The sequence below is a fragment of the Mesorhizobium salmacidum (SeqCode) genome, assembly GCF_037179605.1.
GTDB lineage: Bacteria > Pseudomonadota > Alphaproteobacteria > Rhizobiales > Rhizobiaceae > Mesorhizobium > Mesorhizobium salmacidum.
The window spans coordinates 241,126-258,519 of the sequence record NZ_JAPYKS010000003.1; the positions used below are offsets into that span (position 1 = coordinate 241,126).

Genomic DNA, 17,394 nt, shown 5'->3' on the forward strand with positions numbered 1-17,394 from the left:
TCAGGCCACCCAGCGCGAAAACAGTGAAGTCGAAAGCGCCCGGCCGACGGACTTTTCACGGATGATCAGCTCGCCCGATTCAACCTTGCCGCCCATGCCGGCAAAGGTGTCGCGCATCAGAGCGTGGATGGCGAAGAAGGAGGCACGGATCGAATAGGCGGTCAGAACCACGGCAAGCGGTTTTGGGGTCAGGATCGAGCGACAGAGGTCCGTCAAATCAGGCAGGTCCTCGAACAACTGCCACACTTCGCCCTTGGGGCCGCGGCCATAGGCCGGCGGGTCGAAGAGGATGATGTCGTAGCGGCTGCCGCGACGCTCCTCGCGTTCGGCGAACTTCACCGCGTCGTCGACGATCCAGCGGATCGACTTGGCGCCAAGACCGGCCATCTCCTGGTTTTCGCGCGCCCAGCCGATCGCCTTCTTCGAGGCGTCGACATGGGTGACCTCCGCACCCGCGCGCGCCGCCACCAGCGAGGCAAGGCCGGTATAGCCGAACAGGTTGAGCACCTTGACGGGGCGCCTGGCCGCCGCGATCAGGTCCGCCATATGGTCCCAGTGCGAGGCCTGCTCGGGAAAGACGCCGACATGGCGAAACGAGGTGAAACGGCCGAGATAGTCGATGCCGTCATGCTTCATCGGCCAGGTTTCGCCGAGCGGTGTCTTGGGAAAACGCCAGCGGCCGATGCCCTCCTCGTCGGTGTCGCCGGTGAAGATCGCGTCGGCCCGCTCCCAGTCCCTTGCCGGCAGAGCCTTCTGCCAGATCGCCTGGCCCTCGGGCCGCACGATGCGGTAGGGACCGTATTGCTCAAGCTTTTGGCCGGCACCGCTGTCGAGCAGCGCGTAATCTGCGTTGGGAGCTACTTCGAGGATTACCGGAAGGTGCTCAGCGGGCAGGGCGCCTTCGCGGCGGGCGAGGATGCGCGGCGCGGATTTCGGCTCGAACCGGTTTTCCGGTTTCACATTGTGTTGTTCGCGCGGCCTGGCATCTGGCTTGACCGCGGAACGATTCTCGGCCTGGCGCGGCTGTACGGTCCCGCTCTTCGCTGGGTGCGGTCGGCCGTCGCGGCGTTTGTCGCGAAAAGACTTCAAGAGGCAGCTTCTCCGGCGGTTCGGCCCGCTTCTGCCACAGCTATGCCCATCGGCGCAACAAACCCGCGCGACATTGCGGTTGCGGATGGCTCAGCCACGCCCGATCGAAAGGAGGGCGACAACCAGCGAAACGAAGCCGACAGCCTTGGCCGCCGTGACGGCCATGTGGCCGGTCTCCCAGCGCAGCCGTATGGCTTCGAAATTGTCGGGAATCGGGCCCGGCACCCAGGTGGCGAGAACGTTATTGGCCGGTTTGACGAGAACGAACCAAAGCACCAGGGATAGCGCATAGAGCAAGGTGGCGCCGAGTGCGAACCAGGCCGCCGGCCGATCCTCGCGCAGCAACCATGCGAGCAGTCCCGGGCAGGCGACCGCCGCGACATCCAGCGGCGCGCCAATGATAGCGAAGAGCAGGAACTGCCCGTTGAAAACGGTGGCCTCGCGCCAAAGCGCCGGGGACCACTGGGTGAGCCGGGGCGCCGATTCCAGGACATGGGCGAAGGACGGCCCGAGGCTGAGCGCAGCTATCGTGGCGGTCAAGACAGACCAGAAGAGCAGGAAGCCATATAGTCGCATGACGCGACAACGGTTCCGGGCCGAAGCCGTTCCGAACCGTCGCCACTTGCCGTTGCCTCAGCGCTGGCCCTATCGTTTACCACTCCCGGATAGCGTCCATGTCCCGTTCCGAACGCCTGCTTGACCAGATCCAGTCGCTGCGCCGGCACCGCCGGCCGGTGGGCGGGCAAGCATTGGCCGACGGAGAACAGGCCAATGGGGGACAGAAATGAGCGCGTGTTGGATCGCGGTAGCGTCGGCCGACCATGTCCGGCGCGGCCGGCAAGGCGGCTTCATGCAGGTCAACCACGGCAAGGCGGCACCGCTGCACCGCGTCAGGCCTGGCGACGGCATCGTCTATTACTCGCCGACCACCGATTAGCCCCTGAGCGCCTTGTAGACGGCAATGCCGGCGGCCAAGTCCTCGAGTGCCGCGCCAACCGACTTGAACAGCGTGATCTCGTCAGGGCTGCCGCGGCCTTCCCTTTGGCCGCGCGCCAGTTCGTGCAGGTCGGCGACGATGGCTTTCGGCTTCAGCACGCCGGAGGCCAGTGGCTGGACGATGTCGCCGGCCTCCTTGGTGGCGCCGGCGCGCGTGTCGACATAGACGCGGGCGCGCATGATCGCGTCGTCATCGCTTTCGCGCATCGTCGGGGTGAAGCCGCCAACCAGATCGACATGGGTTCCCGGCCGCAGCAGGGCACCCTTGATCAGCGGCGTGGTGGTGATTGTCGCCGAGGAGACTATGTCGGCCTGGCCAAGCTCGGCATCGAGATCGGTCGCCGCGCTGGCCGCGAAGCCCTCGGCGCACAGATCGGCCGCGACTTTCTCGGCGTTGGCCGAGGTGCGGTTCCAGATGCGGATGGTCTTGATTGGCCGCACGGCGCTGTGCGCCTTGGCCAGGAAGGGTGACAGCGCGCCGGCGCCGACCACCAGCAGCCGCGAGGCATCGTCACGGGCGAGATAGGACGCCGCGAGCGCCGAGGCGCAGGCCGTGCGCCACTGCGTCAGCCGCTGGCCGTCGATCAGGGCTTCCGGTTCGCCGGTGCCGCCGTCGAGCAGGAGGTAGAGCCCCATCACGGCGGGCTTGCCGATGGTGTTGTTGTCGGGCGAGACGGTGACGATCTTGACGCCGATATGGCCGCCGGCGGAACCGCCCGCGGCTTGAAAGTCGGTCCAGGCCGGCATCAGCAGCAGGGTCGACGCCGCACCGTCAGGCCTTTCGACCGCGTGATGATGCCTGACCGGCTGCACCGCGCCCTCGCGAAATGCCGTGCGCAGCGTCTCGACCAGACCAGCAAAGGTCAGCGCACGATCGACCTCGGCGGCCGAAATGGTCAGCATGAAAGGCTCCGTGAAAAGAAATGCGCCGGCCGACGCTTTAATTGGTGGGCTTCGGCAATGCTGACCCTGGGGCTGACCCTGGGGCTGACCCTGGGGCCGACCCTTGGACAGGGGCTTGCGGCACTGAAGGCGCGCGGACTGCCTGGCGCAGGTTTTCCGCCTCGACGCCGCGCTGGCGCGCCAGCTTGCGGTAGCGGCCCTGCTTGACCCATGTCGCCAGGCTGCCGACGACCATGCCGACGGCGAGCGCCAGGAACAGGAAAATAAACAGCGGCAAGGTCAGCGTCAGCTTCGGATTGCCGGGATTGAACGGGTCCAGCGTGAAGGCGACGAGTTCGCGGTTGGCGACGGCCAAAGCGATCAGGATGATCGCCAGGGGCACGAAGATCACGATAAGTATGAAGCGGTTGAGCATGATATTTTCCGTCGCAAGCGGGCCGGGACAAGCCGTCCGGCTACTTGCCGCCGTTCAGTCTTTCACGCAGTTCCTTGCCGGTCTTGAAGAACGGCACCCATTTCTCCTCGACCTCGACGGATTCGCCGGTGCGCGGGTTGCGGCCGGTGCGGGCAGGTCGGTTCTTCACCGAAAAAGCGCCGAAACCGCGCAATTCGACCCGGTTGCCCTCGGCAAGCGCGTCAGTGATTTCATCGAAGATCGCGCCGACGATGTTTTCGACGTCGCGCAGGAAAAGATGCGGATTGCGCGTGGCAATAATCTGCACAAGCTCGGACTTGATCATCAGACGGGTCCCCGTGAAAGCAGTTCGGCCAAAATTATCAGGATGATTTTATTTGCTTTTTCAGCTGTCCCAACGCGTCTCAAGGGTGCCAGACGGAAACGAGACCGTCAAGAAACAAGCGGTCGGCGCCAAGTTCATGGATGACGTCGCCGCCGGAGTCCGGCAGGCCGAGCGCGCCGGCGACCGTGCGTGCCATCGCCTTCGACCACAGGAAACCGCCGCGCCGTTCCGTGTCCTTCCACTCGACCACCTTGAGTTTGGCATTGACACCCTTGGTCGCCAGCCAGTCGATCGCCACAGACTCGCCGCCGACGGCGTCGATCAGCCCGTTGGCAACACCCTGGCGGCCGGTGAAGATCGAACCGTCGGCGAGCGCCAGCGCCTGTTCGTGAGTCATCTTGCGGCGTTCCGCGACGATGCCGACGAACCAGTCGTAGCTGTCAAGGATGAGCTTGCGGACCATGGCGCGTTCGTCGTCATTGGTCGGCTTGAAGGGCGAGGGTGAGGCTTTCAGCGGCGAGGATTTCACCTCCTCCAGCTTGACGCCGAGCTTGTCCATCAGGCCGCTGACGTCGGGATATTGGATCAGCACGCCGATCGAGCCGACGATCGAGGTTTTGCGGGCGACGATATGGTCGGCGGCACTGGCGATCATGTAGCCCGCCGACGCGGCGAGCGTGCCGACCTCGGCCACGACAGGCTTGTCGGCGGCGAGCTTGCGCACCTCCTCGTAGATCGACTCCCCGCCGACGGTCGTGCCGCCAGGAGAATCGACCACCAGGATCACGCCTTTTACTTTCGGCGACTGGCGGATGGTCTCCAGCCGCTTGATCAGTTCGTCGTCCTCGGTGATGGTGCCTTCGACCCTGACCTTGGCGATGTGGTCGACGGCAGAGCCCCCGAAATCGTCGCCATAGAACCAGGTCGACAGCGCAATCACGCCGAGCGCCACGATACCAAAGGCCGCAACACGCCAGAAAGTCAGTTTGCGCCGCAAGCGGCGGCGGTCGATCAGGTCGTCGGCTCTCAATGCCATCGTCAGCCTCACAGTCAGCGGGAAGAGACGCTTTTAGACCATGATGTCTTCATCGGGAAGCAGTTCCGTCCCGCACATGGCGCGACGATCTGCGCGCGACGGTCCATATGCTGTCTTTTTTGTGACTGGCCTATGCGAGCGATGCAAGGTAAGTGCGAAGAACTTCGGTGATGAAAAAAGACGCAAGGGCGTCTATTTCTGCTATGAAGCACTGGCTGTTGCGCTGACCCGGTTTTGTTTGTGCACGGCAGCTGTCACATTTTTGCGGTTTTCGTCGGCTTGTGCTTGCGTGAGGGCGCTGGCGTCCCACCTATAGGCGGGGCTCCTGGGCAGGGTTTTGGAAGAAAGCAGTCATGTTAGCGCGACCGAATGAACAGACCAGCCCGGAGACGGAGTTGGCTCCCCCGGCGGATGGCTGGACGCGGGGCGAAGCTTTCGACCGCGCCCAGCGTCATTCGCGGCGCGTGCGCGTGCTCAAATTCGCCGTGCCCTTGGCTGCGGCGTTGATCGCCGTGGCCTTCCCGGTCTATTCCTATTTCGCCGCGCCCGTCTCCGTCGCGGTGCAGGCCGAAGGCACCGCCTTCTCCAACGGCAAGCTGGTGATGGCCAATCCCAAACTCAACGGTTTCACCAAGCAGAAGCAGCCTTATTCGATGACGGCGCTGCGGGCGATACAGGATGTGAGCACGCAAGGCATCATCGAACTCGAAGGCATCGACGCCAAGGTGCCGATCGCGCCCGACAATGTCGCGGCGGTAAAAGCCTCGCACGGTACCTACGATCGCGACGGCAACACGATGAAACTGAACAGCGACGTGACCATTACCACGACCGACGGCATGCAGGCCAAGTTCAAATCGGTCTTCCTCGACATGGGCAAAGGCACTATGAAGACGGATGATCCCGTCGATGTCAGCCGTGGCGGGTCGCAGATCAGGGCGGATTCGATGTCGGTCCAGGACAATGGCAAGATCCTGGTGTTCGAGAACAAAGTTCGTGTCAATATCGATCCCGCCGTTCTGAAGGCGGCTGAGGCAAAGGGCGAAGAAGCGAATGTGGGTCAATAGTTCGACACGGCTTGCGGCCGCAACTTCGGCGCTGTTCCTGCTAAGCCTGGCGCCGTCGCTGGCGCAGTCGGGGGCGGCCAGTCAGGTGTCGGGTCTCAAACTGGCCGGCGACAAACCAATCCAGATCGAAAGCGACAAGCTGGAAGTCCACCAGGCCGACAGTGTCGCCATCTTCACGGGCAACGTCACCGTCGTCCAGGGGCCGACGCTGATGAAGGCCGGCAAGATGATGGTCTACTACGTCAAGGATCCCAACGCGGGCGCGAAGGGGGCCGAAGCCGCCGGGGCGGCAGCCATGACCGGCTCGGCCAACATCGATCACCTGGAGATCTCCGACAAGGTCTACATCAAGTCGGATCAGCAGGTCGCGACCGGCGATCAGGGCAGCTTCGACATGAAGAGCCAGGTGCTTGTGCTTTCGGGCAAAAAGGTCGTCCTGTCGCAAAACGACAATGTCCTGGTCGGCTGCAAGCTCACCGTGCAGATGAAAAGCGGGCTGGCCCAGGTCGACCCATGCGCTGGGCAGCGCGTGCAGATGTCGATCACGCCCCCGCCGAAATCGGATGCGTCGAAATCGGGAGCGACGAACCCCTGATGGCCAGCCTGTCGTCGCTGACGGCGCGTCTTCCGGGGCGGGCCGCAGGCAAGCTTTCGGCTCCGGCCGCGATCACCGTCGACAAGGCGAAGTTCAAGGGAACCTTGATCGCCAAGGGCCTGACCAAGAGCTACAAGGGCCGCAAGGTCGTCAGCGGCGTCACGCTGGGCGTGCGCGCTGGCGAAGCCGTCGGGCTGCTCGGCCCCAACGGCGCCGGCAAGACGACCTGTTTCTACATGGTTACTGGCCTGGTGCCGGTGGATGAAGGCACGATCGAGATCGACGGCTTCGACGTCACCTCGATGCCAATGTATCGCCGCGCGCGCCTCGGCATCGGCTATCTGCCACAGGAGGCCTCGATCTTCCGCGGCCTCAATGTCGAACAGAACATCCGCGCCGTGCTCGAAGTGGTCGAAAAGGACCGCAAGGTTCGCGAGCGCAACCTCGACGAACTGCTCGAGGAATTTCACATCAGCCATCTGCGCAAGGCGCCGTCCATGTCGCTCTCGGGCGGCGAAAGGCGGCGCCTGGAAATCGCGCGCGCGCTGGCGACGCGCCCGGCCTATATGCTGCTGGACGAACCCTTCGCCGGCATCGATCCGATCGCCGTCGCCGACATCCAGCAATTGGTGCGTCACCTGACGGCGCGCGGCATCGGTGTCCTCATCACCGACCACAATGTGCGTGAGACGCTCGGCCTGATCGACCGTGCCTATATCATCCATGCCGGCCAGGTGCTGACCCATGGCCGCGCCGACGAAGTGGTGGCAAATCCCGACGTGCGGCGGCTTTATCTCGGCGAGGGTTTCACGCTCTGAGACGTTCGCTGTCTGAAACGGCGAACCTCCCGTCTCTTTTTCACGGAATTCCGATCGGAAGCCATTTTTCCCCGGCTCCTGGAATCGCTCTCAGCGTGAAATTTGTTTCCTGATACGATTTTTTGCGCGCCGACGACCTGTTTTCCGCGATTTTGATCCGCAATAACGCTCCGGTAAGCGAGTTTTGCTAGGCTTTGCCTTGACAAGCAAAAGCCGGGCCAGTTTCTATGGCCGGCCGAGAAATTCATTCCGGAAGTCCGGACGCGTAGAGGAGGCGTTTGAAACCGAACCATGGCATTGGCGGCGAAACTACAGCTCCGACAGTCGCAGTCGCTGGTGATGACGCCGCAGCTGATGCAGTCGATTCGGCTGCTGCAGTTCACCCATGCGGAGCTCGAGCATTTCATCGACGAGGAGATCGAGCGCAACCCGCTGCTCGAGCGCGCCGAGCCGCAGGACGATGCCGCGAGCGATCAGGCGCAGAAGCTCGAGGCTGAGCCGCAAGCGGCTCCCGATGGCGACTGGTTCGAGAACGAGACGGCATGGAGCGCCGAGGCGATCTCGGAAAAGCTCGATACGTCCCTGGAAAACCTGTTTCCCGATGATCCCGGCACCAGCGAACGGCTCGGGCCCGACCTGACGGCGCAATGGAAATCGGCTTCGGGCAGTGGCGGCGGCTCCTCTTCCGAGGGGCTCGATGCCGGCGACATGGCGGCGAGCGCGATCACGCTGCGCGACCATGTCGGTGAGCAGATCGCGCTCGCCTTCACCGATCCCGTAGCGCGGCTGATCGCCGGAGAACTTGCCGAGGGGCTCGACGAGACCGGCTATGTCAGGGCCGATCTGGCGGAGATCGCTGGGCGGCTTGGCACCGACGGCGTGGCGGTGGGCAAGGTGCTGGCCGTATGCCAGGCCTTCGAGCCGGCCGGCCTGTTTGCCCGCGATCTCGCGGAATGCCTTTCCCTGCAGCTTGCCGTGCGTGACCGGCTCGATCCGGCCATGAAGGCCCTGATCGCCAATCTCGAACTGCTGGCGCGCCGCGATTTCCAGACGCTTAAGCGGCTCTGCGGCGTCGATGAGGAGGATTTGCTCGACATGCTGGCCGAAATCCGGGCGCTCGACCCGCGGCCGGGCATGGCGTTTTCGGGCGGCGCCAGCGACTCGATCGTCGCCGATGTCGAGGTGCGGGCGGCCAATGACGGCAGCTGGACCGTCGAACTCAACGCCGAAACGCTGCCGCGCGTGCTGGTCGACCATATCTATTTCGCCCAGGTGTCGCCGCACGCGAAGAACCAGGCTGAGAAGGACTTCCTGGCCGAGTGCCTGCAGAATGCCAACTGGCTGACACGCAGCCTCGACCAGCGGGCCAAGACGATCCTCAAAGTGGCCTCGGAAATCGTACGCCAGCAGGACGCCTTCCTCGTCCATGGCGTGCGCCACCTGAAGCCGCTCAACCTGCGCACGGTGGCGGACGCCATCGGCATGCACGAATCGACGGTCAGCCGGGTCACCGCGAACAAATACATGCTCACCCCGCGCGGCGTGTTCGAACTGCGCTATTTCTTCACCGCCTCGATCGCGGCATCGGGCGGCGGCGATGCGCATTCCTCCGAAGCGGTGCGTGATCGCATCAAGCAAATGATCGACGAAGAGAAGCCCGTCGATGTGCTGTCGGACGATGCTATCGTCGACATGCTGAGGGAAAGCGGCGTCGATATCGCCCGTCGCACGGTCGCCAAGTACCGGGAAGGCATGAATATTCCTTCGTCGGTGCAGCGCCGGCGCGAGAAACGGGCGCTCGCCAGCGCCGGCCGTTAGGCGCTCGCGATTTCCACAGTTTTCGAGTTTCATTGACAAGCCACGGTGAAGTGGCTAGAAGCCCGCCCGCATGAGACGGGCTTTATGCCCGCTAGCGGATGGTCCGTCACGACAATGACCCGGGACGGTCAAGAAGGCGGCTTGTGATCAACCGGAAAGTTCGGATTTAAATCGGCGCGAGTGACGCCGCAAAGCTTGTGCGCACGGATCACGAGTATAAACTCGGGCCAGTTTGAAGCCTGAGCAAGGAAGGTCAGTTTTCAGATGAATCTGCGCATTTCGGGAAAGCACATGGATATCGGCGATGCGTTTCGCACACGCATCAACGATCGTGTCGGTGAAGCGATCGGCAAATATTTCGATCGCGGCTTCGCGGGGCACGTCACCGTCATCAAATCGGGCTCGCGCTATTCGGCGGATTGCATGATCCGGCTGGATTCCGGCGCCTCGCTGCAGGCCACCGGCGATGCCCAGGATCCGACGCTCGCCTTCGAGGCCGCCGCCGATCGGCTGGAGACCCGGCTTCGGCGCTACAAGCGCCGTCTGAAATCGCACAATTCGGGCAATGCCAATGGCGAGTTGACCGACATTGCCTATACCGTGATGGCACCGCTTGCCGATGACGATGAGGAGATCCCGGAGGATTTCGCACCGGCCATCGTCGCCGAATCAACCATGACGCTGAAGACCATGTCGGTGGCCTCAGCCGTCATCGAGCTCGATACCAAGGACAGTCCGGTGGTTGTTTTCCGCAATGCCGGAACCGACCATCTCAACATTGTCTATCGCCGGCCCGACGGAAACATCGGCTGGATCGATCCGTCCACGACCAAAGTCGCACAGGGATAAAAGCCGGCCGCACGAGGGGTGGGGACTGGCGCGGCAGGCGAACAAGGATTTTCAAGCATGGATCTGAGCGATCTTATCAGCGTTCCGGCGATCTTGCCGGCGTTGAAGGCGAACTCCAAGAAGCAGCTTCTGCAATTGCTGTCCGAGCGAGCCGCGGCGATTTCGGGCATCCCGGAACGGGAGGTGTTCGACACCATCCTGCAGCGCGAACGCCTGGGTTCGACCGGCGTCGGCAACGGCATCGCCATCCCGCACGGCAAGCTCGCCGGCGTGAAGCGCATCGCCGGCGTTTTCGCCCGGCTGGAAACCCCGGTCGATTTCGAATCGCTGGATGACCAACCGGTTGATCTGGTGTTTCTGCTGCTGGCGCCTGAAGGGGCGGGTGCCGATCACCTCAAGGCGCTGTCGCGCATCGCGCGCGTGCTGCGCGACGCCGACACCGTGGCCAAGGTCAGGGGGACGCGCGACGCTGCGGCGATCCACGCGCTTTTGTCGGACACGCAGGCCTCGCACGCGGCCTGAAGCCATCTTTTTTAAGATATCACCCCAAGGGCCGCCGTGAGCGGCCCTTTCGTTTCCGTCCCGCCTTAATGAATGGCGACGGTGGTCAGGTCGTTTTCCATGGCGCCGGCCAAGGCACGGTCACGCGCGTCGGAAAGCAGGATCGGCTGGCCGTTGGCGCCAAACAGGGCCCACAGCTCCATACCGGGCGCGATTTCGCCGATGTTGGGAAAGCGGCCGAGCAGTTCATCGCTCGAGACCTTGCGCAGATAGGCGACCGAGCCTTCGCCGAGATGGGCGAACTCGCCGCTGGTCATGGTGATGGTTTCGTCAGTTCTGGTCATTTCAAGCCTCCTTGGCGCGAGGACGCCGCTCAAGGCCATCCCGCATGAGAGCCATCAGTGAAGATCAGTCTTTCACCGATATATTTATTTTCCGTACCAGCCGTTCAGACTCCGGCCGATCGAGGTCGATCGACAAAAGGCCGTTCTTCAGCTCCGCCGCGATCACGCGCATGCCGTCGGCCAGCACGAAGCAGCGCTGGAACTGGCGTGCGGCAATGCCGCGATGAAGGAATTCGCGCTCGGTATCGTCGGTCTGACGGCCGCGCACGACCAACTGGTTTTCCTCCGTTGTCACATCGAGATCGCTTTCGGCGAAACCGGCGACAGCGAGCGTAATGCGTAGCCTTTCGGCCTTGCCGTCGGCACCGCTGAGACGCTCGATGTTGTAGGGAGGGTAGCTGTCGCCGGACTTCGCCAGACGCTCCAGGGTCTTTTCCATGGCGTCGAAACCCAGGAGAAGCGGGCTGGAGAAAGGCGTCATTCGGCTCATGTTACACTGTCCTCTCAAGAGCGACATAAACTGGAAAAACCCAAATGGCATTTTTCCCGATGGCCTTGATATGGTCCGCCCCACGACCAAGTTCAAGCCACCAAAAGACCCGCCCAAAAAGACCAAGCCGTGGACTCACAGGAATAATCGACATGGCGCTTGAAACGACGCGCGGATGCAAGGAGAAGCGCGCAGGCCGGGACCGTTCCCCGTCGAGCGGTTCGGCAGCTTGCAGCCGGTCGGCGTTTTTCGGGCGCACGATCGGTCCGGTGAGCTGATGGCTAGCCAAACAAGGAATTGAAATGCCCCAACCACGCAAGATCATCATCGACACCGATCCCGGCCAGGACGATGCCGTCGCCATTCTGCTGGCGCTCGGCAGTAGCGAACTGGACATCATCGGCATTACTGCCGTTGCCGGCAACGTGCCGTTGAAACTGACCGAAAAGAACGCCCGCAAGATCTGCGAATTGGCCGGCCGGCCAGATATCAAGGTCTATGCCGGCGCCATCCGTCCGTTGGCGCGCGAACTGGTCACCGCCGAGGAAGTGCATGGCAAGACCGGTCTCAACGGGCCGCAACTGCCCGAACCGACGATGAGGCTGCAGGAGCAGTATGCCGTCGATTTCATCGTCGAGACGCTGATGAAGGAAGAGAGCGGCACCATCACCCTTTGCCCGCTCGGGCCGCTCACCAACATAGCGCTGGCACTAATCCGCGAACCGCGCATTGCACCGCGCATCAAGGAAATCGTGCTGATGGGCGGCGGCTTCTTCGAAGGCGGCAATGTCACGCCGGCCGCCGAATTCAACATCTATGTCGATCCACAGGCCGCCGATCTGGTGCTCAAGTCCGGCATCCCGATCGTGATGATGCCGCTCGACGTCACCCACAAGGCGCTGACCACGTCCAAGCGCATCGATGCTTTCCGCAAGCTTGGCAGCAAGGTCGGCATCGCCACGGCAGACATGCTCGAATTCTTCGAGCGTTACGACGAGGAGAAGTACGGCACCGATGGCGGACCGCTGCACGACCCCTGCGTCATCGCTTACTTGTTGAAGCCGGGCCTGTTCAAGGGCCGCCATTGCAACGTCAGCGTGGAAACCGCCTCGGAACTGACCATGGGCATGACCGTGATCGACTGGTGGGGCGTGACCAAGCGGGAAAAGAACGCCATGGTGATGCGCGACATCGACCATGACGGGTTTTTTGCGCTGCTGGTGGAGAGGCTGAGGCGGCTTAACTGACGTTTTTTGGACAGCGCGCGTTGGCACCAGCGCGCGTTGTCACCCATTGAGCAATCGATAGGTGTCGACGCCGTGCTTGTGGTGCTGCCGTTCAATAGGAACGAGGGAGCCAAGAAGATGCGGTCGCTCGACGTCATCGTCGATCGATATCCGCGTGTTGTCGTCATCAAGGCGTACATCGTAGGTATAGTATAAATTGTGACCTACCATAGCATACGGGCTGATAGGCTTCACTCTGATGTATTCGACCACGGCCATCACTCGTTGGGTGGCGACGACCGGATTGGCCTGAAGCTCTACAATCGCGATGGATTTCATCAGCGCAAGGCGCAAAATAGTGAAGAATTGTGCAGTGGCGTACAATTCTTCAATACGTCTCTGCGAAAATATATGAAGAAGGCGCTTTCGTGGTTACTTCGACCGCGAAAACGCCAGCCACAGGCCGCCGCCGACCATGAAGCTGCCGCTGATCCTGGACAGGAGCTTGACGCGGCTGGCCGAGAGCATGCGGCCGGCGCGGCCGGCGGCGAGCGCATAGGTCGAATCCGACATGACGGCGAAGATCATGGCGGTTAAGCCCATGACGACGATCTGCAGCGAATAATTGCCCTGCGGCGCGATGAACTGCGGGAAGAAGGCGCCGAAGAAAATCAGCGTCTTGGGATTGCTCAGCGCCACGAGCAGGCCCTGCAGGAAGAAGCCGCCGCGTGGTTTACGAGCGGTTCCGTCGGCGTTCAGCGTGCCCTTCGAGCGGAACATCTGCACGCCCATCCAGATCAGGTAGGCGGCGCCGATCAGACGCACCCACTCGAACCAGTGGCCCATGCCCGAGATCAGCGTGTTGAGGCCGATGCCGACGATGGCAATCATGACGGCGAGACCCGCCTGTGTGCCGGCAACATTGGCGAGACCGGCACGAGTTCCGTGGCGGATGCTGTTGGCGATGATCAAGGTCACCGTCGGCCCGGGAACCAGGATGATGACGATGCAGGCAAGAACATAGGCGGCGTAGAGTTCCAGCGACATGATTTTTCCTCGCAATGCCGCTACGCGGCCTTTCAGGCGACAATCAATGCATGGCGGCGATAACGACGCAAGCCGGTGCCCGGCGCGCCTGGCTCAGGCGCCGGTCGGCCAGGGCAACGTCGTCTCATAGGCGGCCGCGGCCTTCAGCACGGCGAGATCACCGCGTGGCCGGCCGATCAGCTGCATGCCCATGGGCCGGCCCCTGTGGTCGAAGCCGACCGGCACATTGACCGCCGGGCAACCCCCCAAGGTGGCGAAGGCTGAAACCTGCATCCAGCGATGGTAGCTGTCCATCGCCTGCCCGGCGACCTCGCGGGGCCAATGGGTGCCGACGTCGAAGGGAAAGACCTGCGCGGTTGGCAGCGCGATGAGGTCGAAACGGTCGAAGATCGACAACAGCATCCGGTGCCAGGAGGTGCGCACGACCGAAGCCGCGCGGATTTGCGGCGCCGTCAGCCGCATGGCGTTCTCCACTTCCCAGACGGCTTCCGGTTTCAGCAGGCCGCGCTTGGCGGGATCGTCATAATGCACTTTCAGGGCGCAGCCGCTGCTGGCCTGGCGCAGTGTCACGAAGGCCTGCCAGAGTGCCTCGAAATCGAAATCCGGTCGCAAGGGCTCGGCCAGAAAGGATACACCCGTGAACCGTGCGAGTGCTGCCTCGCAAAGATCGAGGATGCCGGGCTCGATCGGCAGATGGCCGTCGAGATCGCCCAGCCAGGCGATGCGGCCGCCGGTCGCCGCCGTCGCGAGCCCTTCAAGGAAGGAGCCTTGCTTCTCATAGGATAGGGGCGCCTGCGGGTGATAGCCGGCCTGCACGTCGAGCAACAGCGCCATGTCGGCGACATTGCGGCCCATCGGCCCCTCGACGCCCATCTGCGCGTGGAAGACCTCGAAGTCGGGACCAGCGGGCACGAGCCCCTGCGATGGCCGAAAACCGTAGACATTGTTCCAGGCTGCCGGGTTGCGTAGCGAACCGCCGAAATCGCTGCCGTCGGCGACGGGCACCATGTCGAGTGCCAGCGCCACCGCCGCACCGCCGCTCGAGCCGCCGGCGGTGAGCGACGGATCGAAAGCATTCAGCGTTGGCCCGAACACGTTGTTGTAGGTGTTGGAGCCGAGCCCGAATTCGGGAACATTGGTCTTGCCGATGATGATGGCGCCGGCGTCGCGGATGCGTTCGACGAAGAAGTCGTCTTCCTGCGGCACGAAATCGGCGAAGATCGGCGAGCCGAACGAGGTTCTGAGCCCCGTTGTGGAGGCAAGGTCCTTGATGGCAATGGGAAGGCCAAAGAGGGACCCGCTTCCATCCGTCCGCCTGATATCGGCGGCGTCGGCCTCGCGCAGGATGTCGGCGCGGTCGCGCAACGAGACAATGGCGTTGACCAGCGGGTTGACCGCATCGATGCGATCGAGGAACGCCGTCACCACCTCGCGCACGGAGAGTTTCTTTCGGCGGATCGCGTCGGCGAGTTCGACAGCCGACAGGCGGCAGATGTCGCTGGCCGCGGGTACGGCATGTCTGGTGCGGGGGCGCATCATCTCAACGGGTTTCCTGCAAGGCCTGGTCGACGTCTTTCGCCAGCGGGATTGCCGGCTGGGCGCCGGGCTTGAGGCAAGCCAGCGAGCCGGCGGCGCCGGCCCGCGCCAATGCCTGTTCGAGCGTGAGGCCCGACGCCAGGCCGGCCGCGAAATAGCCGCAGAATGTGTCGCCGGCCCCGACCGTGTCGACCGGCGTGATCTTCAACGCGGGAACGGTCAGGAAATCGCTCGGCGTCGCAGCCATCACGCCTTCGCCGCCAAGCGTGACGACGATGGCGCGTCCGGTTTTCCCGGCAAAATCGCGCATGCGCGCCTTCCGATCGCGGCCGCTGAGCGCCAGCGCCTCGCCATAGAGGTCGAACTCGGTTTCGTTGGCGACGACGTAATCAGCCTTGCCGAGGAAGCCTGCCGCCTTGGCGTGGAACGGAGCTGTGTTGAGCACGGTGACCGCGCCGGCCGCCCTTGCCTGGTCGAGTGCCGCATCGATCGTCGCGAGCGGAATTTCATGCTGCAGCAGCACGACGTCGCCCTCTTTCAGAAAGGCTTTGGAGAGGTCGCCGGGCACCACGGAAGCATTGGCGCCGGCAACCACGGCGATGATGTTCTCGCCGTCGTCACCGACCATGATCAGCGCCGTGCCGGTCGAGGCAAAGGTCTCTCCCACGCCCGACAGGTCGACCTTGGCCTCGCGCAGCAACGCTAGAGCTTCTGGTGCGAAATTGTCCTTGCCGACGGCGCCGACCATGCGCACCTGAGCACCGGCACGTGCGGCGGCGAGCGCCTGGTTGGCGCCCTTGCCACCGGGCGCCGTTGTGAAACCGGAACCGCTCACCGTCTCACCGGGGCTCGGCAAGCGGTCGACATTGGCGATAAGGTCGAGGTTGATCGAGCCGACTACGATAATCAAGAAATGCCTCCTGCTGAATGCAGGGGAAGCTATCCTGCCAGGCCGCTCGATGCCAGACCACGCGAATGGTCCAGCGCGATTTGCCGCCTCACTCACACAGCACTGTGACGATGCCCTGATAGCTGCCGGCCGGGAAGATGCCGCTCGATTTGGTGGCAGTGAGGTCGACCTGCATGGCGTGGGTGCCGTTGACGACCCTTTGCGGCACGCCCCCATTGTTGTCGACGCCCGAGCCATCGAGGCGGAAGACCGAGACGAAGGTCACGTTGGTGCCGCCGCCGCTCGGCGCGGACGAGAATGCCGCAGGCGCCGGCGCTGAAACCGAATAACAGTCCAGCAGGTTGAACAGCGAGCACAGCGTGGAGCTTGCCACCACGGTGGCACTGGCGCTCGATCCGCCTGCCTGCTTGGATCCGAGTATGCCGATGGCCGGATTTACGGTCATCGTTCCCGATGCCCCGACCATGATGGTGCAGGTGCCGATGATCGCCGCCGGCGCCGGAAGGCAGAAGCCGGCGAGCGCGGCCATAGCAAGCAGCGCCCGGTTATTTCTTCTTCTTTTTCTTGCCATCGCCGCTTCCGGTCCTGATGCTCCAGCCTTCGTTGGCCCATCCGGGTGATGCGGCCACGGGCGTGGGAGCGCTGGCGGCCACGCTCGCCGTCGGGCCGTCGCCGCCGAGGCCCATCTTGAGCAGTTTCAGCTCCAGTTGCAGGCGCTCGACCTCGAGTTCATAGAGGCGGCTGCAATCGACACGTTTCGGCGTACGACCGATCGGGATCACCACGCGGCCGTAGGTGGCGACGTCGTTGTTCGACTGGCTGTTGCCTCTGATAACGCCGAGGTCGAAATAGGCGCCGGTGCCCGACACCGCCGAACGGCAGGTGGTGCCGTCGGAAGCATGGACCTCGTCCTGGCCCTGAGGCAACGTCACGCCGGGCAAATTGAAGCCGCTCTCGTTCTGATTGAGGTTGTAGACATCCTCGGCCAGCACCGGCGAGATCCCCGCCCACATTGCCGCACACGCGACTGTCAGGATTTGCGGTGCCCAAAAAACTTTCCGCATATCTGTGCCTTTATCTGCGTCTGTTGATTGGGAAAGGGGATGCTCTCGGTACAGATACGCACTTTACGCTCGGCAGCGCCGCCGAAGGGCACGACCACAAGGACGGGGCGGGAAGCCTGCGAGCCCAGCTGAAAGACGCTCGGAGAGATCTTGGCGTCCACTGGCTGAAAATTCTGATCGTAGACGTGGATTTCGACCCTTATCTTCTGGCCGTAGGGATTGGCGGGGAAGACGCGGACCGCGAAGGCGTCGGTGAAACTGTTGACCTCGCCCCGCATCGGCGACATCGACTGGGCACACGCGGCAATGGGCATCAATCCGACGGCCAGCGCCGTCGCCAGGTTCAGAGCATGTTTCAAGGACCC

The 17,394-nt window shown here is 63.2% G+C and carries 23 protein-coding genes and 2 pseudogenes; 9 read left to right on the top strand and 16 right to left on the bottom strand.

Annotated elements, in window-relative coordinates; genetic code table 11:
- Together O7A60_RS05720 and O7A60_RS05725 are read right to left on the bottom strand one after the other, a co-directional pair.
- Window positions 1-1,089, bottom strand: a complete 1,089-nt coding sequence (locus O7A60_RS05720; protein ID WP_337105424.1) for a class I SAM-dependent rRNA methyltransferase — start codon at window positions 1,087-1,089, stop codon at window positions 1-3.
- Window positions 1,090-1,179: 90 nt separating this feature from the next.
- Complete coding sequence (locus O7A60_RS05725) at window positions 1,180-1,665, bottom strand: DUF1772 domain-containing protein (RefSeq protein ID WP_337105425.1); 486 nt, start codon at window positions 1,663-1,665, stop codon at window positions 1,180-1,182.
- A gap of 98 nt (window positions 1,666-1,763) precedes the next feature.
- Between O7A60_RS05725 and O7A60_RS05730 the strand changes: the two are divergent.
- Window positions 1,764-1,847 (top strand): annotated as a pseudogene (locus tag O7A60_RS05730) (transcriptional regulator); the annotation flags it as partial.
- Window positions 1,848-1,873: 26 nt separating this feature from the next.
- A pseudogene (locus O7A60_RS05735) lies at window positions 1,874-2,017 on the top strand (EVE domain-containing protein); the annotation flags it as partial.
- Window positions 2,018-2,022: 5 nt separating this feature from the next.
- Here O7A60_RS05735 and lhpI read toward each other — a convergent pair.
- The 4 genes from lhpI to sppA form a co-directional block, all read right to left on the bottom strand.
- Entirely contained in the window at window positions 2,023-2,988 is a 966-nt protein-coding gene (gene lhpI, locus O7A60_RS05740; protein ID WP_337105427.1) for a bifunctional Delta(1)-pyrroline-2-carboxylate/Delta(1)-piperideine-2-carboxylate reductase, read from the bottom strand.
- Between the two features lie 37 nt (window positions 2,989-3,025).
- Window positions 3,026-3,403 (bottom strand): DUF1049 domain-containing protein, encoded by a 378-nt coding sequence (locus O7A60_RS05745; protein WP_337105428.1) that lies wholly within the window; start codon window positions 3,401-3,403, stop codon window positions 3,026-3,028.
- Window positions 3,404-3,443: 40 nt separating this feature from the next.
- On the bottom strand, window positions 3,444-3,728 hold the full coding sequence (locus O7A60_RS05750) for an integration host factor subunit beta (RefSeq protein WP_006200394.1): 285 nt from the start codon (window positions 3,726-3,728) through the stop codon (window positions 3,444-3,446).
- Between the two features lie 79 nt (window positions 3,729-3,807).
- Window positions 3,808-4,764 carry a signal peptide peptidase SppA gene (sppA, locus tag O7A60_RS05755; RefSeq protein ID WP_337105442.1) on the bottom strand — a complete coding sequence of 319 codons (957 nt, stop codon included), beginning with the start codon at window positions 4,762-4,764 and terminating at the stop codon, window positions 3,808-3,810.
- 353 nt (window positions 4,765-5,117) lie between these two features.
- Here sppA and lptC point away from each other — a divergent pair, with 353 nt between their 5' ends.
- The 6 genes from lptC to ptsN all read left to right on the top strand — a co-directional run bounded on the left by lptC (window position 5,118) and on the right by ptsN (window position 10,433).
- Window positions 5,118-5,831, top strand: coding sequence for an LPS export ABC transporter periplasmic protein LptC (gene lptC, locus O7A60_RS05760; protein WP_337105443.1), 714 nt, complete (start codon window positions 5,118-5,120; stop codon window positions 5,829-5,831).
- Entirely contained in the window at window positions 5,818-6,426 is a 609-nt protein-coding gene (locus O7A60_RS05765; RefSeq protein WP_337105444.1) for an LptA/OstA family protein, read from the top strand. The genes lptC and O7A60_RS05765 overlap by 14 nt, the downstream gene beginning before the upstream one ends.
- Entirely contained in the window at window positions 6,426-7,244 is an 819-nt protein-coding gene (lptB, locus tag O7A60_RS05770) for an LPS export ABC transporter ATP-binding protein (RefSeq protein ID WP_337105446.1), read from the top strand. The genes O7A60_RS05765 and lptB overlap by 1 nt, the downstream gene beginning before the upstream one ends.
- A 291-nt stretch (window positions 7,245-7,535) precedes the next feature.
- Window positions 7,536-9,062, top strand: coding sequence for an RNA polymerase factor sigma-54 (gene rpoN / locus O7A60_RS05775; RefSeq protein ID WP_337105447.1), 1,527 nt, complete (start codon window positions 7,536-7,538; stop codon window positions 9,060-9,062).
- A gap of 264 nt (window positions 9,063-9,326) precedes the next feature.
- Entirely contained in the window at window positions 9,327-9,911 is a 585-nt protein-coding gene (hpf, locus tag O7A60_RS05780; protein WP_027143036.1) for a ribosome hibernation-promoting factor, HPF/YfiA family, read from the top strand.
- Window positions 9,912-9,968: 57 nt separating this feature from the next.
- The gene (ptsN, locus tag O7A60_RS05785; RefSeq protein WP_027056629.1) at window positions 9,969-10,433 is read left to right on the top strand and encodes a PTS IIA-like nitrogen regulatory protein PtsN; all 465 of its coding nucleotides are present in this window, start codon (window positions 9,969-9,971) and stop codon (window positions 10,431-10,433) included.
- Window positions 10,434-10,498: 65 nt separating this feature from the next.
- Here the strand turns inward: ptsN and O7A60_RS05790 are convergent, their stop codons facing one another.
- The 3 genes from O7A60_RS05790 to O7A60_RS05800 form a co-directional block, all read right to left on the bottom strand.
- The gene (locus tag O7A60_RS05790; protein ID WP_015315721.1) at window positions 10,499-10,756 is read right to left on the bottom strand and encodes a BQ00720 family protein; all 258 of its coding nucleotides are present in this window, start codon (window positions 10,754-10,756) and stop codon (window positions 10,499-10,501) included.
- 64 nt (window positions 10,757-10,820) lie between these two features.
- Entirely contained in the window at window positions 10,821-11,246 is a 426-nt protein-coding gene (locus O7A60_RS05795) for an Hsp20 family protein (RefSeq protein WP_013893014.1), read from the bottom strand.
- 1 nt (window position 11,247) lies between these two features.
- Window positions 11,248-11,574, bottom strand: a complete 327-nt coding sequence (locus tag O7A60_RS05800; protein WP_337105449.1) for a hypothetical protein — start codon at window positions 11,572-11,574, stop codon at window positions 11,248-11,250.
- Between O7A60_RS05800 and O7A60_RS05805 the strand changes: the two genes are divergently transcribed.
- Window positions 11,549-12,493, top strand: a complete 945-nt coding sequence (locus O7A60_RS05805; protein ID WP_337105450.1) for a nucleoside hydrolase — start codon at window positions 11,549-11,551, stop codon at window positions 12,491-12,493. The two genes, O7A60_RS05800 and O7A60_RS05805, sit on opposite strands and share 26 nt — an antisense overlap.
- A 39-nt stretch (window positions 12,494-12,532) precedes the next feature.
- Here O7A60_RS05805 and O7A60_RS05810 read toward each other — a convergent pair whose 3' ends face one another.
- From O7A60_RS05810 to O7A60_RS05840, 7 genes are all read right to left on the bottom strand, one after another.
- Window positions 12,533-12,856 carry a hypothetical protein gene (locus O7A60_RS05810; protein WP_337105452.1) on the bottom strand — a complete coding sequence of 108 codons (324 nt, stop codon included), beginning with the start codon at window positions 12,854-12,856 and terminating at the stop codon, window positions 12,533-12,535.
- 48 nt (window positions 12,857-12,904) lie between these two features.
- Complete coding sequence (locus O7A60_RS05815; RefSeq protein ID WP_337105453.1) at window positions 12,905-13,519, bottom strand: LysE family translocator; 615 nt, start codon at window positions 13,517-13,519, stop codon at window positions 12,905-12,907.
- 93 nt (window positions 13,520-13,612) lie between these two features.
- Window positions 13,613-15,058, bottom strand: a complete 1,446-nt coding sequence (locus tag O7A60_RS05820; protein WP_337105454.1) for an amidase — start codon at window positions 15,056-15,058, stop codon at window positions 13,613-13,615.
- Between the two features lies 1 nt (window position 15,059).
- Entirely contained in the window at window positions 15,060-15,965 is a 906-nt protein-coding gene (locus O7A60_RS05825; RefSeq protein ID WP_027143029.1) for a ribokinase, read from the bottom strand.
- Window positions 15,966-16,053: 88 nt separating this feature from the next.
- The gene (locus O7A60_RS05830; protein ID WP_337105457.1) at window positions 16,054-16,536 is read right to left on the bottom strand and encodes a hypothetical protein; all 483 of its coding nucleotides are present in this window, start codon (window positions 16,534-16,536) and stop codon (window positions 16,054-16,056) included.
- Window positions 16,511-17,029 carry a hypothetical protein gene (locus O7A60_RS05835; RefSeq protein WP_337105458.1) on the bottom strand — a complete coding sequence of 173 codons (519 nt, stop codon included), beginning with the start codon at window positions 17,027-17,029 and terminating at the stop codon, window positions 16,511-16,513. Before O7A60_RS05835 ends, O7A60_RS05830 begins: the two co-directional genes overlap by 26 nt.
- Window positions 16,996-17,388, bottom strand: coding sequence for a hypothetical protein (locus O7A60_RS05840; RefSeq protein WP_337105459.1), 393 nt, complete (start codon window positions 17,386-17,388; stop codon window positions 16,996-16,998). The genes O7A60_RS05835 and O7A60_RS05840 overlap by 34 nt, the downstream gene beginning before the upstream one ends.
- Window positions 17,389-17,394: the final 6 nt, after the last annotated feature.